The organism is Georgenia soli (assembly GCF_002563695.1).
GTDB classification, from domain to species: domain Bacteria; phylum Actinomycetota; class Actinomycetes; order Actinomycetales; family Actinomycetaceae; genus Georgenia; species Georgenia soli.
Genome location: NZ_PDJI01000004.1, coordinates 1798511 through 1811312 on the forward strand (window position 1 = coordinate 1798511; position 12802 = coordinate 1811312).

The window sequence follows — 12802 nt, forward strand, 5'->3', positions numbered from 1 at the left end:
CCGCGCGGGCGCATACCTATCGATGGAGACTTTCATGGAAGATTGGACTCAGACCCTGGGAGCAGGCCCGCTCCTGGGGATCGCCGCGGGTGCGATCGCGCTGATCCTGATCCTGGTCATCAGGTTCAAGATGCACGCGTTCCTCGTACTCATCCTCGTGAGCTTGCTCACCGCGTTCGCCACGGGCATCCCCACCAACGCCATCGTGGACACGATGGTGTCCAGCTTCGGCGGGACCCTCGGCTCCGTGGCCCTGCTCGTCGGGCTCGGCGCCATGCTCGGCAAGCTCGTCGAGCACAGCGGCGGCGCGAAGGTGCTGGCCGACAAGCTGGTCGACGTCTTCGGCGAGAAGCGGGCGCCGTTCGCACTCGGCATCGCGTCGTTGATCATGGGCTTCCCCATCTTCTTCGACGCCGGCCTCGTGGTCATGCTGCCGATCATCTTCGCCGTCGCCCGCCGCCTCGGGAACAACGTGCTGCTTTTCGGCATCCCGGCGGCCGCCGCCTTCTCGGTCATGCACGTGTTCACGCCGCCGCACCCCGGACCGGTGACCGCCACCGAGCTCTACGGCGCCAACCTCGGCCTCGTGCTGCTCGTCGGCATCATCATCGCCTTCCCGCTCTGGTACGTCTCCGGCTACCTGTGGGGCCTTCGCGTGGGCAAGAAGTACGTCCTGCCCATCCCCGGCTTCTTCGGCGAGATCGACGCCGACCAGCCCAAGAACCTGCCCAGGGTCGGCACCGTCGTCGCGATGCTGCTGCTGCCGCTCGGGCTGATCTTCCTCAACACCGGGCTGGACTTCCTCCGGTCCCTGGGCGTCGTCTCCGCGGACGCCACCTGGTTCCAGGTGCTGTCCGCCCTCGGCGAGTCGCCCGTGGCGCTGCTGATCTCCGTGCTGGTGGCCACCTGGGTGCTCGGCACGCGACGCGGCGAGCACGGCACGGCGCTGGAGAAAGTTCTCGACTCCTCCCTCGGGCCGGTCTGCTCCGTCATCCTCATCACGGGTGCCGGTGGCATGTTCGGCGGCATCCTTCGCGCCTCGGGCATCGGCGACGCCCTGTCCGACTCGCTCGACGCGATCGGCCTGCCGGTCATCTTCGCGGCCTACGTGATCGCCGTCGTCATGCGCGTGGCGCAGGGTTCGGCCACGGTCGCGCTGGTCACTGCGGCGGGTCTCATGGCTCCGGCGGTCGCCGCGGGCGACTACAGCGCCATGCAGGTCGTCGCCATCACCATCGCGACCGCTGCCGGCTCCGTCTTCGCCGGGCACGTCAACGACTCGGGCTTCTGGCTGGTCGGCCGCCTCATGGGCATGGACGTCAAGACCACCCTGAAGACCTGGACCGTGCAGCAGACCATCGAGTCGGTGCTGGGCTTCCTCCTGGCGCTGCTGGTCTTCGCGATCTTCTAGTCGCCACGTCCCGCGGCGCACGCGCCCTGGGACCACGACCACCACAGGGACGGTCGCCGGGCACACGCCCGGCGACCGTCCTCGTCTTTCACGCCCCGACCGCCCGCTACGCCTGGCTCCACTACTCGCGACCGCCAGCCCCTCACGCCCTCCGCCTGCTCCGCTACCCGCGACCGCCGCAACCCTCACGTGCTACGCCTGCCCCGTCACGGCTACGCCAGCGACCCGGCCACCAGGCAGCCGCCCACCGCGGGTCGAATCGCCGAGCGCGGGTGGAGAACCATGCGTGGTCGGCGCGAAAGGGCGCGGTCGGCGCGAAAGGGCGCGCTCGGCGCAAAGGCGCGCGGTCGGCGTAAAGGGGCGCGGTCGGCGCGAAAGGGCGCAGCCGGCGCAAAGAGCGCGGTCGGCACCAAAGCGCGCGGTCGGCACCAGAGAGCGCGGCGCACGCGGATTGCCAAAGGTATGATCTTTGTGCGAGCCTGTGAACTGAGGCACGGAAGAGTCAGGCATGACGTCACGGACGACGGCGCCCCCGCTGGCACCCGCCGACCAGGTCCCGCCCGGACCGACGCCGCCCGGCGCGCACGAGCCACCACACTCCCCGGATCGGCAAGGAAGAACGATGGTCAACTCCCTCTTCGACATCACCGGCAAGCTGGCGTTCGTCACCGGCTCCTCCCGCGGGCTCGGCAACGCCCTCGCCGTCGGCCTGGCCCAGGCGGGCGCCCGGGTCGTGCTGCACGGCCGCGACGCGGACGCCCTGAAGAAGGCGCAGGAGCACATCACGGCCATCACCGGCACGCCGACGCCGGCCGTCTCCTTCGACGTCACCGACCAGGCCGCCGTCCGCGACGGCGTCGCCGCGCTGGTCGCCGAGCACGGCGTCCCGGACGTCCTCGTCAACAACGCCGGCATCCAGCGCCGCGCCCCGTTCAACGACTTCGACGCGGACGACTGGGACGACATCGTCGCCGCGAACCTCTCCAGCGCCTTCTACGTCTCGCAGCAGGTCACGCGCGGCATGGCCGAGCGCGGCTCCGGCAAGGTCATCAACATCGGGTCCGTGCAGTCGATGCTCGCCCGCCAGACCATCGCGCCCTACTCGGCCACCAAGGGCGGCGTCGTCATGCTGACCAAGGGCATGGCCGCCGACCTCGCCCGCTTCAACATCCAGGTCAACGCCATCTCCCCCGGGTACTTCGCCACCGAGATGAACAAGGCGCTGGTCGAGGACGAGGCGTTCAACAGCTGGGTGATCAACCGAACCCCCGCCCAGCGCTGGGGCAGGTTCGAGGAGCTCGTCGGCACGCTGGTCTACCTGGCCTCGGACGCCTCGAGCTTCGTCTCCGGCCAGAACATCTTCGTCGACGGCGGCATGACCTCGGTCGTCTGACCCGACCCGTCCCGCCCGCACCGTCCCCCAGACACCGAGACACCCGAGAGAAGCGACATGAGAGCGATCGTCATCCACGGCAAGCAGGACCTGCGCGAGGAGGAGGTCCCGACCCCCGAGCCCGGCGAGGGGCAGGTGCGCCTGCGCATGGCGTTCGGCGGCATCTGCGGCTCCGACCTGCACTACTACTACGAGGGCGCCAACGGCGCGTTCGTGGTCCGCGAGCCGCTGGTGCCCGGCCACGAGGTCTCGGGCACCGTCGACCTCGACCCCTCGGGCGAGCTCGCCCCCGGCACCCCGGTCACCGTGCACCCGGCCACCTTCGGCACCCCCGAGCCCGGCCTGGAGAACCACCGCCACCTGTGGCCGAACGGCGCCTACCTCGGCAGCGCGTCCACCTGGCCGCACACCCAGGGCGGGATGAGCGAGTACCTCCTCGTCACCAAGGACATGGTGCGGGTGCTGCCGGACAGCCTGCCGCTGCGCCGCGCGGCCCTGGCCGAGCCCCTCGCCGTCGGCCTGCACGGCATCAAGCTCGCCGGCGGCGTCGAGGGCAGGACGGTCCTCGTCTCCGGCTCCGGCCCCATCGGGCTGCTCGCCGCTGCCGGCGCGCTCGCGAAGGGCGCCGCCGAGGTCGTCGCCACCGACGTCCTGCCCGGTCCGCTCGAGCGTGCCCGCGCGCTCGGCGTCCACCGGACCATCCAGGTCACCGAGGAGGAGATCCCGGAGTCCGCCTTCGACGTTGTCCTCGAGTGCTCCGGCGCCCCCGCGGCCATCAACGCCGCGATCGTGGCCACGCGCCGGGCCGGCACCTACGTCCAGGTCGGCATGGTCCCCAACGAGCCGAAGGGCATCAACCTCGCGCCCCTGATCTCCAAGGAGGTCACGCTCCACGGGTCCTTCCGCTTCAACGACGAGATCGACGAGGCCGTGCGGATGCTCGACGCCACCCCCGGCATCGAGGACGTCATCACCCACGAGCTCCCCGCCGACCGGGCCGTCGAGGCCTTCGCCGCCGCCAAGGACTCCCAGTCCTCCGGCAAGGTCGTCGTCTCCCTGTGGCAGGACGCATGAGGATCGTCATCACCGACTGCGACCACGCCTCGGTGGACATCGAGCGGGCCGTGGCCGGCGAGGCGGGGGCCGAGCTGGTCGTCGCCCAGGGCATCTCGCCCGCCGAGGTCATCGCGAACGCCGAGGGCGCCGACGGGCTCGTCGTCCAGTACGCGCAGATCACCGCCGCGGTGATGGACGCCCTGCCGAACCTGAAGGCGGTCGGCCGCTACGGCGTCGGGGTCGACACCGTCGACGTCGAGGCCGCCACGGCCCGCGGCGTCGCGGTGTGCAACGTGCCCGACTACGGCACCGAGGCGGTCTCGGACCACGCGATCGCCCTCGCCCTCGCCGTGAGCCGCGGGCTCGTGGCGCTGGACCGCGGCACCCGCGCCGGGCGCCCGAACCTGGCCGAGGTGAACCCCATCTTCCAGGTCCGCGGCCGCACGTTCGGCGTCCTCGGTTTCGGCGCGATCGGGCGGGCCACGGCCCGCAAGGCCGCCGGCGTCGGGTACGAGGTGGTCGTCCACGACACCGCCGTGGAGCCCGGCACCCTGACCGAGGAGGGCTACGAGGCCGTGTCGCTGGAGGAGCTGCTGCGCCGCTCCCAGGTGCTCTCGGTCCACGTGCCGCTCGTCCCGGCCACCCACCACCTCCTGGACGCCACCAGGCTCGCCCTCCTCCCGGAGCACGCGGTCGTCGTCAACACCTCCCGCGGCGGGGTCGTCGACACCGACGCGCTGGTCGACGCCCTGCGGTCCGGCCACCTGCTGGGGGCGGGCCTGGACGTCTTCGAGACCGAGCCGCTGCCCGCCGACCACCCGCTCACCGAGCTCGACCGCGTGGTGCTCACGCCGCACGCAGGCTTCTACACCGAGGAGTCCTACGCGGAGCTGAAGCGGCGCACGATCCAGAACGTGGTGGACGTCGTCGCCGGGCGACGTCCGCGGAACATCCTCAACCCGTCCGTCCTCGGAGGGACCCGATGACCGACGACGTCCTCGGCCCGGGGCAGGTTCCCGCCGACCACGCCGCGCTGCTGGGCCGGCTCGCCGGCCTGCGGCTGCTGCCCGTCGTCGTCCTGGAGGACGCCGCCGCCGCGGTGCCGCTGGCGTCCGCGCTGGTCGCGGGCGGCCTGCCGGTCGCGGAGGTGACCTTCCGGACCCCCGCGGCGGCGGACGCGATCCGCGCGATGGCCGACTCCGGCCTCACGGACCCCGACGGCGCCGGCCTCCTGGTCGGGGCCGGCACCGTCGTCACGCCGGGCCAGGTGGACGACGCCGTGGCCGCCGGGGCACGGTTCGTCGTCTCCCCCGGCCTGAGCCGCGCCGTCGTCGAGCGCTGCGCGGAGCACGGGGTGCTGGTGCTGCCCGGCACGGCGACGGCTACGGAGGTCCAGGCGGCCCTGACCATGGGGCTGCGCGCGGTGAAGTTCTTCCCCGCCGCGACCTCCGGCGGCCCCGCCGCCATCAGGGCCCTCGCCGCCCCGTTCCCGCAGATGCGGTTCGTCCCCACCGGGGGCATCACCGCGGCGGACGTCGGCGAGTACCTGGCCCTGCCCGCCGTCCTGGCGGCCGGCGGGTCCTGGATGGTGCCGGCCTCCGCCGTCGCCGCCGGGAACTTCGCCGAGGTCGAGCGGCTCACCGCGGCCGCGGTGGCGGCCACCCGGACGGCGGCGTCATGACGACGGCGCAGCCGGCCACGACGGACGCGACGCCCCTTCCCGAGGTGCTCTGCATCGGCGAGACGATGGCGATGGTGACCTCGGCCGACGCGGGCCCGGTCGCGACGGCGGAGACCTTCACGATCTCCCCGGGCGGGGCCGAGTCGAACCTGGCCCAGCACCTCGCCGAGCTCGGCGTGCCGACGGCGTGGGTCTCCGCGCTCGGGGACGACCCCCTCGGCGACCGGGTGCTCGCGGCGATCGAATCCTCCGGCGTCGACACCCGGTGGGTGGTCCGCGACCCGTGCGCGAACACCGGCGTGTACGTGAAGGACCCGGGCGCGAAGGTCTACTACTACCGCAGGGGTTCCGCGGCCTCCCGGCTCGGGCCCATGCACGTGTCCGGGTGGCCGGTGGCGACGGCCCGCTGGGTGCACGTCTCCGGGATCACCCCGGCCCTGTCCGAGACGTGCCGCGCACTGCTCCCGACGGTGCTGGACGCCGCCCGGGACGCCGGTGCCGGGGTGTCCTTCGACGTCAACTACCGGCCCGCGCTGTGGTCGACGGCAGAGGCCGCCGAGGTGCTCCGCCCGCTCGCGGACCGCTCCGACGTCGTCCTGGTCGGCCGCGACGAGGCCGAGACGCTCTGGGGCACGCCCACCGCCGAGGAGATCGCGGCGCTCTTCCCGAACGCGGGCCGCGTCGTCGTCAAGGACGGCGCCGTCGAGGCCGTCGAGCTCGACCGCACGGACGGGACCGAGGTGGTCACCCGGGTCCCCGCCCGGGCCGTGGACGTGGTGGAGCCGGTGGGCGCCGGCGACGCGTTCGGCGGCGGCTACCTCGCGGCGCTGCTGCGCGGGGACGGCGCCGAGGGCCGCCTGGCGCTGGGCCACTCCCTCGCCGCCTGGGTGCTCGGCTCACCGGCCGACTACCGCTCCGGCCACGGCCCGCACGTGCACCTTTAGAGCGGCGGGTCCGCGCCACGCCCGGCTTGCGCGACTGCCCATGGAGTGGACAGCTGACGATCGGGTGACGAACTCATGGTGGTATGCCTCACACTGTTACCACCTGCGCGACCTCCGGAGGCCGAGATGACCGCTCGAACCATACGCGCCGCAGCCCTGGCGGCCGGTGCCGCCCTCTTCCTCGCCGCCTGCGGCGGTGGCGGTGGCGGCAGCGAGACCCCGGCGGGCGGTGGCACCGGCGCCACCGGCGCCGCCGCGAGCTTCGACCTCGTCAAGGAAGGCACCCTCACCGCCTGCTCCGAGGTGCCGTACCCGCCGTTCGAGGTCGAGGACCCCAGCAAGCCCAGCGGCTACGGCGGCTTCGACATCGACCTGCTGCAGGCGATCGCCGACAACCTCGGGCTCAAGCTCGCCGTCGCCGACGTCAGCTTCGACGCGCTGCAGTCCGGCACCACCCTCGTGGCCGGCCAGTGCGACGTCGGCGCCTCCGCCATCACGATCACGGACAAGCGCAAGGCCAACCTCGACTTCACGGACCCGTACTACGACTCCCTCCAGTCGCTGCTCGTCCCGGCCGACTCGGACATCAAGAGCATCGACGACCTCGCGGGCAAGAACGTGGCGGTCCAGCAGGGCACCACGGGCCAGGCCTACGCCACCGAGCACGCCCCGGAGGCGAACCTCTCCGCCTTCCCCGGCGACGGCGAGATGTGGCCCGCGCTGCAGGCCGGCCAGGTCGACGCGATCCTGCAGGACCTGCCCGTCAACGTCGAGCACGCGAAGGCGGACAAGAACTACGTCATCGTCCAGGAGTTCGACACCGGCGAGCAGTACGGGTACGCCCTCGCCAAGGGCAAGAACCCCGAGCTGCTCAAGGCGATCAACACCCAGCTGAAGGACCTGCGCGACAACGGCACCTACCAGAAGATCTACGACTCCTACTTCGCCGCCAGCGGCTCCTGACCCCCATGCGCAGGACCACGCGTCAGCGCCTGTACCGGGGCGTCAACTACGCGATCTTCGCCGCGGTGGTGGTGATCGTCGTCGTCGCCACGGACTGGGAGCGCATCACCAACCAGTTCTTCCGCATCGACATCGCGCGGGAGCAGCTGCCCCAGATCATCACGATCGCCCTGAAGAACACCGTGCTGTTCACCGTGATCTCCTTCGTCGGCGGCGTGGTGCTGGGCGTGGTGATGGCGCTGCTGAAGCTCTCCTCGGTGGGGCCGTACCGGTGGTTCGCGACCGCCTACATCGAGCTCTTCCGCGGCGTGCCGGCCCTGCTGACGATCTTCGCGATGGCGTACATGCTCCCCATCGCGCTCGGGCTCCGGGTGCCGGGCGGGCAGGTCGGCGCCGGCCTGGTCGGTCTCATCCTGGTGGCGTCCGCGTACATGGCGGAGGTGATCCGCTCGGGCATCCAGGCCGTGCCCAAGGGCCAGACGGAGGCGGCGCGCTCGCTGGGGATGTCTCCGGCCCGGACGATGTTCTGGGTGGTGCTCCCGCAGGGTTTCCGCATCGTCATCCCGCCGATGACCAACGAGTTCGTGCTCCTGCTCAAGGACACCTCGCTGCTGTTCATCGCCGGGTCGACCGTGCTCACGAAGGAGCTGACCACCTTCGCGCGCGACGGCCTGACGACGTACGCGAACGGCACCCCGCTGATCATGGCGGCGATGCTCTACCTCCTCGTCACCATCCCGTTGACCCGGCTGGTCGCGTGGCTCGAGCGAAAGATGGCGAAGACCCGATGAACGACGCCGCCCGCACCACGACGGCGCCCGGTGCCCCCGCGATCGAGATCCGGAAGCTGCGCAAGAGCTTCGGCGACAACGAGGTCCTGAAGGGCATCGACCTGACCGTCCGGCACGGGGAGGTGGTCTGCGTCGTCGGCCCGTCCGGGTCCGGCAAGTCCACGCTCCTGCGCTCGGTGAACATGCTCGAGACCCCCTCGGGCGGGGAGATCCTCATCGAGGGGGTCGATGTCCTCGACCCCGACGTGGACATCGACCGCGTCCGGACCCGGATCGGCATGGTGTTCCAGCAGTTCAACCTCTTCCCGCACATGACCGTGATGCGCAACCTCACGATCGCCCAGGAGCGGGTGCTGCGCCGCTCCCGCACGGAGGCGCAGAAGGTCGCGCGCGACATGCTCGAGAGGGTCGGTCTCGCCGAGAAGGCGGACGCCCACCCCGGTCACCTCTCCGGCGGCCAGCAGCAGCGCGTGGCCATCGCGCGGTCGCTGTGCATGAACCCGGACATGATGCTGTTCGACGAGCCCACCTCTGCCCTCGACCCCGAGCTCGTCGGTGAGGTGCTGGAGGTCATGCGGCGGCTCGCCTCCACGGGCATGACGATGATGGTCGTCACCCACGAGATGGGGTTCGCGCGGGAGGTCGGCGACCGCCTGATCTTCATGGACGACGGCGTCATCGTCGAGGAGGGCGTCCCCGCCGAGATCCTCGCGAACCCGCAGCACGGGCGCACGCAGGCGTTCCTCTCGAAGGTCCTCTGAGGCCCGACTTATTGGGGGGCGCGAGACGTCAACTCCTCCCCGATCTGTCAACTCCTCCACGATCTGTCAACTCCTCCCCGAGAGGTCAACTCCTCCCCGAGAGGTCAAGTCCTCCCCGAGAGGTCAACTCCTCCCCGAGAGGTCAACTCCTCCTCGAGGTGTCACGAACTCCTCGAGCGATCGCCGGAGGCGTTCGCCAACTCCCTCACGAACTGAGCGGCCGCCCGTGGGGAAACCTCTGAGGAGAAGAAGACTTCTCACGGAGAAGTTGACGCCTCACGGAGAAGTTGACGTCTCACCGGGCTGGCGGGGGGCTCACCGGGCGGGGGCGAAGCGGAGACGGAAGTCGGCCTCGAGCTCCTCGAGCGACCGCCCCGACGTCTCCGGGATCATCCGCCGTGCGAAGACGATGGCACCGACGTTGACGACGGCGAAGGCCAGGAACGTCGTCGCCCCGCCGACCGCCGCCACGAGGACGGGGAAGGCGAAAGAGATGGCGGCGTTGACGCACCAGTGCAGGAAGACAGCGACCCCCATGCCGAGACCGCGCAGCTGCAGCGGGAACACCTCGGACAGCATCACCCAGGTGACCGGGGACAGCGCGGCCTGCTGGAACAGCAGGAACACCAGCATGAACGCCAGCACCGCGTAGCTGGCACCGACCGGCGGCACCCCGTCCGCGGTGAGCGCCGGCTCGACGGCGAGTGCGAACACCCCGCTGAGGGCGAGGAGCGCGACGAGGATGCCGGCCTGGCCCACGAGCAGCATGGTCCGGCGCGGCAGCCGCCGCACGATGCGCAGCCCGATCAGCGCGCCGACGACGGAGACGACGCCGTTCGCGATGGTCGCCGTCAGGGCTGCGTCGGTGGCGAGGCCCGTGAGCTCCAGCAGGAGCGGCGCGTAGTACATGATCGTGTTGACGCCGCTGACCTGCTGGATCACGGCGATGCCGATCCCGACCACCAGCAGGCGGCGCACCCACGGCAGGCGGAGCTCGCGCCACCCGTACCGTTCCCGGCCCTCCTCCGCGCGGGTCACCGCGACGATCTCCATCAGCTCGCCGAGGCTGTCGTGCCCGGCCGGCCGCGAGCGCCGCAGGGTGGTCAGCGCCTCGCCGTACCGGGCCCGGGCGGCGTACCAGCGGGACGTCTCGGGCACGAAGTGCACGCCGATCCACAGGGCCACCGCGGGCACGGACGCGGCGGCGAGCATGTAGCGCCAGGTGTGCGGGCTGTCCACGGTGTTCGCCAGCACGGCGTTCGTCGTGTACGCCAGCAGCTGGCCGGTGACGATCATCAGCTGGTCGACCGCCACGTACGTGCCGCGCTTCTCCTTCGGCGCGAGCTCGGCGAGGAACACCGGGACCGTGGACGACGCCCCGCCGACGGCGAGCCCCAGCACCACCCGCGCCACCACCATGGCGGTCAGCCCGGGGGCCAGGGCCGTGCCCAGGGCACCCACGAGGAAGACGACGGCGAGACCCAGGACGGTCCGCCGTCGTCCGTGCCGGTCCGCGAGCCGACCGGCGAGCAGAGCGCCGAGGGCGGCGCCGACGAGGAGGGAGGAGGTGACCAGGCCCTCCGCCTGGACGGTGAGGTCCAGGCCGCCCTGGTCGGCGGGGCGGGTCATGTAGGGCAGGGCGCCGGCGATGACGCCGGTGTCGTACCCGAAGAGCAGACCGCCGATCGTGATCGCGAAGGCCGTGAGCCGCATCCGGAGCGGCCGGACGGGGGCGTCCGCCTCCGGGAGGGCGGCGAGCCGGTCGCGGGTGGTCGCGGACGTCGGCGCGCTCAATGGGCACCGCCGAGGTTGAGGATCACCACACCGGCGACGATGAGCCCGATGCCGGCCACCTTGGTCAGTGTCAGCGGCTCCCCGAGGAAGGCCGCACCGACCGCGGCGACCGCGGCGGTGCCGAGCCCGGACCACATCGCGTAGGCCACGGAGACGGGGACGGACTTCACGGTCTGGGCGAGGAAGAGGAAGGCGACGCCGTAGCAGCCGAGCGTCGCGACGGTCGGCCACAGGCGCGTGAACCCCTCGGTGAACTTGATCAGCGAGGTGCCGACGACCTCTGCCGCGATGGCGAGGAAAAGGAGGAGGTAGGCCAAGGCGGCAGCCTTTCTGGGGTGAGAGGGTCCCGGTCATTCGAACCGGCCTGCGCCGGTCGCCGCAACTTCCGGGGCGCGGCAGCGGCTTTCCGGCCGTCTCCGCCTGCTCACCGGGTGCGGTGGGTCACAACTACGGACACACTGTGCCCACCAGACCCGCACCGTCGGGTCGTGACGAGAGGAGCCGGCATGGGGATCGGTGGAGGAATCTTCCTCATCGTGATCGGGGCGATCCTGGCCTTCGCGGTGTCCGACGTGATCGAGGGCGTCGACCTGTCGATGATCGGGTACATCTGCATGGGTGCGGGAGTGATCGCGCTCGTGATCGCGCTGATCATGCACAGCCAGCGCACGAACACCACCCACACCGAGCGCGTCGAGCGCCGGGACGAGCGCCACATCCACGGTGACGGCGTCTGACCTCAGCGGCTCCTCCGCAGCTGGCACACGTGCAGCCGGCGACCTCCGGGTCGCCGGCTGCAACGCGTAGGAGAGCCCGCGCAGTCTGTTGCTGCACCAGCAGGGCCGCGTCGCCGTCGCCGCGCCCTCCGGCTAGCGTGTGACTCATGGGACTGTCCCGCATCGCCGCCTCCGTCGAGGACGTCATCAACCGCCGCAGCGTCGTCTACCTGAAGAACCGGGGCTGGCGCCCGCGCACGATCGGGCTGATCGGCTACGGCTCCGTCCAGAGCCTGCACGTGCTCGGGCGCGTGATCATGGCCGACCCGGAGACGGCGGAGGACCCGGACGCGCTCGAGGAGGTGGCGCCGGTCGGGCCGATCAACGTGGCGGCCGAGGCCCAGCGCGGGTGGCGGTCCTTCTTCACCGCCCAGGTGGGCTTCCTGCCCGTGACGGTGCACGCCAACGGCCAGTCCATCCAGAGCATGACGGACCGCGGCGGCTACATCGACGTGATGGTGCGCGACCACGGGCTCGAGCCCGGCTGGCACGAGGTGACCATCGAGGCCAAGGCCGCCGAGCCGGTGAGGGCCAGGGTGCTGGTCGTCGACCCGAGCGTGCGCGCCGGCATCGTCTCCGACATCGACGACACGATCATGGTCACGATGCTGCCGCGCGCCCTCATCGCCGCGTGGAACACGTTCGTGCGCCACACCTCCACCCGCAAGCCCGTGCCAGGCATGGCGGAGCTGTACAAGGATCTCCTCGCCAAGCACCCGAACGCGCCGATCTTCTACCTCTCCACCGGCGCGTGGAACACGGTGCCGACGCTGCGGCGGTTCATGCACCAGCACGGCTACCCCGAGGGGCCGATGCTCATGACCGACTGGGGGCCGACGCCGACGGGCTTCTTCCGCTCCGGCATCGAGCACAAGCGCACCCAGCTGCGGAACCTGCTGATCACGTTCCCGGAGATCAACTGGCTGCTCGTCGGCGACGACGGTCAGCACGACCCGATGATCTACGACGAGCTGGCCCGGGAGCACCCGCGGCACGTCGCCGCCATCGCGATCCGGCAGCTCTCCCCGGCCGAGCAGGTGCTGGCGCACGGCACGCCCGAGGCCATTGAGGAACCGCCCGCCCTGCGCAACGCCACCGCCGAGCACGGGGTGCCGACCGTGCAGGGCCGCGACGGTCACGCCCTGGCCACCGTGCTGCCCGAGGTGGTCGCGGAGCGGGACGAGGCGCTGGTGGCGCTCGGCGACTGAGCGCTGCCACGCCCTCAAGGCCGC

Annotated in this window: 13 protein-coding genes; 11 read left to right on the top strand and 2 right to left on the bottom strand. The window is 71.5% G+C overall.

The genetic code is table 11. The annotated features are described in order from the left end of the window. The first annotated feature begins 34 nt into the window (after nt 1-34). The 9 genes from ATJ97_RS09420 to ATJ97_RS09460 all read left to right on the top strand — a co-directional run bounded on the left by ATJ97_RS09420 (nt 35) and on the right by ATJ97_RS09460 (nt 9000). Complete coding sequence (locus ATJ97_RS09420; RefSeq protein ID WP_098483535.1) at nt 35-1411, top strand: GntP family permease; 1377 nt, start codon at nt 35-37, stop codon at nt 1409-1411. A gap of 622 nt (nt 1412-2033) precedes the next feature. After that, nucleotides 2034-2804: a glucose 1-dehydrogenase gene (locus tag ATJ97_RS09425; RefSeq protein WP_098483536.1), complete on the top strand. Its 771-nt coding sequence runs from the start codon at nt 2034-2036 to the stop codon at nt 2802-2804. Between the two features lie 57 nt (nt 2805-2861). Next, nucleotides 2862-3878 (top strand): L-idonate 5-dehydrogenase, encoded by a 1017-nt coding sequence (locus ATJ97_RS09430; protein WP_098483537.1) that lies wholly within the window; start codon nt 2862-2864, stop codon nt 3876-3878. Beyond that, nucleotides 3875-4846 (top strand): C-terminal binding protein, encoded by a 972-nt coding sequence (locus ATJ97_RS09435; RefSeq protein WP_098483538.1) that lies wholly within the window; start codon nt 3875-3877, stop codon nt 4844-4846. The genes ATJ97_RS09430 and ATJ97_RS09435 overlap by 4 nt, the downstream gene beginning before the upstream one ends. Beyond that, nucleotides 4843-5541, top strand: a complete 699-nt coding sequence (locus ATJ97_RS09440) for a bifunctional 4-hydroxy-2-oxoglutarate aldolase/2-dehydro-3-deoxy-phosphogluconate aldolase (RefSeq protein ID WP_098483539.1) — start codon at nt 4843-4845, stop codon at nt 5539-5541. Before ATJ97_RS09435 ends, ATJ97_RS09440 begins: the two co-directional genes overlap by 4 nt. Next, nucleotides 5538-6485 (top strand): sugar kinase, encoded by a 948-nt coding sequence (locus ATJ97_RS09445; protein WP_098483540.1) that lies wholly within the window; start codon nt 5538-5540, stop codon nt 6483-6485. The genes ATJ97_RS09440 and ATJ97_RS09445 overlap by 4 nt, the downstream gene beginning before the upstream one ends. Nucleotides 6486-6611: 126 nt before the next feature. Further along, entirely contained in the window at nt 6612-7448 is an 837-nt protein-coding gene (locus tag ATJ97_RS09450) for a transporter substrate-binding domain-containing protein (protein WP_098483541.1), read from the top strand. Nucleotides 7449-7453: 5 nt separating this feature from the next. Then, nucleotides 7454-8239, top strand: a complete 786-nt coding sequence (locus ATJ97_RS09455) for an amino acid ABC transporter permease (protein ID WP_098483542.1) — start codon at nt 7454-7456, stop codon at nt 8237-8239. Continuing rightward, a complete protein-coding gene (locus tag ATJ97_RS09460) occupies nt 8236-9000 on the top strand; it encodes an amino acid ABC transporter ATP-binding protein (RefSeq protein WP_098483543.1) in 765 nt (254 codons plus the stop codon). The genes ATJ97_RS09455 and ATJ97_RS09460 overlap by 4 nt, the downstream gene beginning before the upstream one ends. Before the next feature lie 315 nt (nt 9001-9315). On the opposite strand, the gene ATJ97_RS09465 is transcribed toward ATJ97_RS09460, so the two are convergent. Next, a complete protein-coding gene (locus ATJ97_RS09465; RefSeq protein ID WP_245862319.1) occupies nt 9316-10794 on the bottom strand; it encodes a sugar porter family MFS transporter in 1479 nt (492 codons plus the stop codon). Continuing rightward, nucleotides 10791-11111 (bottom strand): DMT family transporter, encoded by a 321-nt coding sequence (locus ATJ97_RS09470; protein WP_098483544.1) that lies wholly within the window; start codon nt 11109-11111, stop codon nt 10791-10793. The genes ATJ97_RS09465 and ATJ97_RS09470 overlap by 4 nt, the downstream gene beginning before the upstream one ends. 189 nt (nt 11112-11300) lie before the next feature. Here ATJ97_RS09470 and ATJ97_RS09475 point away from each other — a divergent pair, with 189 nt between their 5' ends. Beyond that, nucleotides 11301-11531, top strand: a complete 231-nt coding sequence (locus ATJ97_RS09475; RefSeq protein ID WP_098483545.1) for a DUF6458 family protein — start codon at nt 11301-11303, stop codon at nt 11529-11531. Between the two features lie 146 nt (nt 11532-11677). After that, on the top strand, nt 11678-12778 hold the full coding sequence (locus ATJ97_RS09480) for an App1 family protein phosphatidate phosphatase (RefSeq protein WP_098483546.1): 1101 nt from the start codon (nt 11678-11680) through the stop codon (nt 12776-12778). The last annotated feature ends 24 nt before the right edge of the window (nt 12779-12802 follow it).

What these genes read in the sequence shown, in the direction of transcription:
- ATJ97_RS09430 (WP_098483537.1), top strand. Translation starts at nt 2,862, where the DNA reads ATGAGAGCGATCGTCATCCACGGCAAGCAGGACCTGCGCGAGGAGGAG.
- ATJ97_RS09435 (WP_098483538.1), top strand. Translation starts at nt 3,875, where the DNA reads ATGAGGATCGTCATCACCGACTGCGACCACGCCTCGGTGGACATCGAG.
- ATJ97_RS09475 (WP_098483545.1), top strand. Translation starts at nt 11,301, where the DNA reads ATGGGGATCGGTGGAGGAATCTTCCTCATCGTGATCGGGGCGATCCTG.
- ATJ97_RS09440 (WP_098483539.1), top strand. Translation starts at nt 4,843, where the DNA reads ATGACCGACGACGTCCTCGGCCCGGGGCAGGTTCCCGCCGACCACGCC.
- ATJ97_RS09450 (WP_098483541.1), top strand. Translation starts at nt 6,612, where the DNA reads ATGACCGCTCGAACCATACGCGCCGCAGCCCTGGCGGCCGGTGCCGCC.
- ATJ97_RS09460 (WP_098483543.1), top strand. Translation starts at nt 8,236, where the DNA reads ATGAACGACGCCGCCCGCACCACGACGGCGCCCGGTGCCCCCGCGATC.
- ATJ97_RS09445 (WP_098483540.1), top strand. Translation starts at nt 5,538, where the DNA reads ATGACGACGGCGCAGCCGGCCACGACGGACGCGACGCCCCTTCCCGAG.
- ATJ97_RS09425 (WP_098483536.1), top strand. Translation starts at nt 2,034, where the DNA reads ATGGTCAACTCCCTCTTCGACATCACCGGCAAGCTGGCGTTCGTCACC.
- ATJ97_RS09480 (WP_098483546.1), top strand. Translation starts at nt 11,678, where the DNA reads ATGGGACTGTCCCGCATCGCCGCCTCCGTCGAGGACGTCATCAACCGC.
- ATJ97_RS09420 (WP_098483535.1), top strand. Translation starts at nt 35, where the DNA reads ATGGAAGATTGGACTCAGACCCTGGGAGCAGGCCCGCTCCTGGGGATC.
- ATJ97_RS09455 (WP_098483542.1), top strand. Translation starts at nt 7,454, where the DNA reads ATGCGCAGGACCACGCGTCAGCGCCTGTACCGGGGCGTCAACTACGCG.